The sequence below is a fragment of the Candidatus Obscuribacterales bacterium genome (assembly GCA_036703605.1).
Taxonomy (GTDB): Bacteria; Cyanobacteriota; Cyanobacteriia; order RECH01; family RECH01; genus RECH01.
Window position 1 is genome coordinate 1 of record DATNRH010000341.1, and the last position, 1,560, is coordinate 1,560.

A 1,560-nucleotide genomic window follows, 5' to 3' on the forward strand; every position below is an offset into this window, starting at 1 on the left:
CGCACCCCAGCCAGAACGCGAACCAGCCTGCAGTACCCAGGAGGATTCTTGCTGCACTCCGGATACCCAAATCCTGGATTGCGGACGGCGGTGCGGCGCTATGCAGCGAGCTGGGCGCGATCTTCTCTGCCCATAATCGTACACTTGCTGGCTGATAACATTGATCATGTAGCCCGGATGGTCCCACCACTTGAGGAGCTGGAAGGGGTGATGGGGATCGAGTTGGGGCTGCCGCCCGATGTCGATGCTGGGCTGGCAAGCGAGATGGTGCAGGCTGCGGCAGGTGAACTGCCGCTGATCGTGCGGGTGCCGATGGAAAGAGCTGGCGCAATAGTTAAAGCTGTGGCTGCAACACCACTGATGGCGATCAGCCTGGCGCCGCCGCGAGGCGCACTGCTGAACAAACAGGGGCAAAGAGTGCGCGGCAGATTATTCGGGCCGGCGGTGTACCCACTGGCGCTTGCCAGCGTCTTGGAGCTGGTTGAATACGGTACCCCGGTGATCGCGGGGGGTGGGGTGTATGATCCTGATCAGGTGGATGCCTGCCTGGAGGCCGGCGCGATCGGAGTACAGTTGGATGCAGTTTTATGGAGTTTGGGATGGCCTGGGAGCGGGGATAACGAGTAGCGCTATCGTTCCAGGATAATCGTTACCGGACCGTCATTGGCGATTTCGACCAGCATATGGGCGCCAAATTCACCGGTTTGGGTGGGAATGCCCATTTCGATCAAGAATGATGCGAAACGCTCAATCAGTGGTTGGGCAATTTGAGGAGGAGCAGCATCTGTAAAGGAAGGTCGGCGACCTTTGCGGGTATCGGCGTACAAAGTGAACTGCGAGACTACAATCGCACCCCCGCCGATATCCAGCAGTGAGCGGTTCATTTTGCCATCTTGATCCTCGAAGATGCGCAGCTGGGCGATCTTCCCGGCTAGGAAGCGAGCCTGTTCTTCCCCATCCTGAGGACCAATTCCAACCAGGATCACCAATCCTGGTCCGATCTCGGCCAGGACCCCTTCTTTCACTGACACGCGTCCATGTTTGACGCGCTGCAGTACGACGCGCATGACGGTTAAATAATTAGAAAGGGATCAAGATAACAAATTTACTAAGATCCCTTTCTCTGAATAGCGACTTAGTTAATTACTTTACGCACCAGACCAGCCACCTCTCCGGGTTCGGCATGGCGGTTTGTTTGTAACTTGGAGTAGACCAGATCCCCGTTGACGCTTACCTCAAAGCGACCCCCATCGGAAGGTACTAACGAAAACGAATCGATTTTGAATTCAAATTCCTTCAAAAGTTCTGCCGCCAAACTGACGGCTCGATCGGTATAGTGTCAAGCTGCACAATAGATTAGTTCGACATTATATAGCATGCTTTGCATCTCCTTGATATTCGAGAGTGTCCTTCAAGTTTGAATGGTATCTACTTCCAGAATTTTGGACGGTTAGTATAACATAGGTTCATGCCGCATATTCCTCATGCCGTGACCGACATTGATTACGTCCCGATCTCCTGTGGGGATCTGAAGGGACGGCGCGAAACGCGGATTATGTT

At 54.1% G+C, this 1,560-nt stretch carries 2 protein-coding genes and 1 pseudogene; 1 reads left to right on the forward strand and 2 read right to left on the reverse strand.

Annotated features, from left to right (window positions below; translation table 11 throughout):
- Nucleotides 1-144 precede the first annotated feature (144 nt).
- Entirely contained in the window at nucleotides 145-627 is a 483-nt protein-coding gene (locus V6D20_07175; protein HEY9815565.1) for a hypothetical protein, read from the forward strand.
- 2 nt (nucleotides 628-629) lie between these two features.
- Here the strand turns inward: V6D20_07175 and dtd are convergent, their stop codons facing one another.
- Nucleotides 630-1,067, reverse strand: a complete 438-nt coding sequence (gene dtd / locus V6D20_07180; protein HEY9815566.1) for a D-aminoacyl-tRNA deacylase — start codon at nucleotides 1,065-1,067, stop codon at nucleotides 630-632.
- Between the two features lie 68 nt (nucleotides 1,068-1,135).
- Nucleotides 1,136-1,324 (reverse strand): annotated as a pseudogene (locus tag V6D20_07185) (Rdx family protein).
- Between the last annotated feature and the right edge of the window lie 236 nt (nucleotides 1,325-1,560).

What these genes read in the sequence shown, in the direction of transcription:
- dtd (HEY9815566.1), bottom strand. Translation starts at nt 1,067, where the DNA reads ATGCGCGTCGTACTGCAGCGCGTCAAACATGGACGCGTGTCAGTGAAA.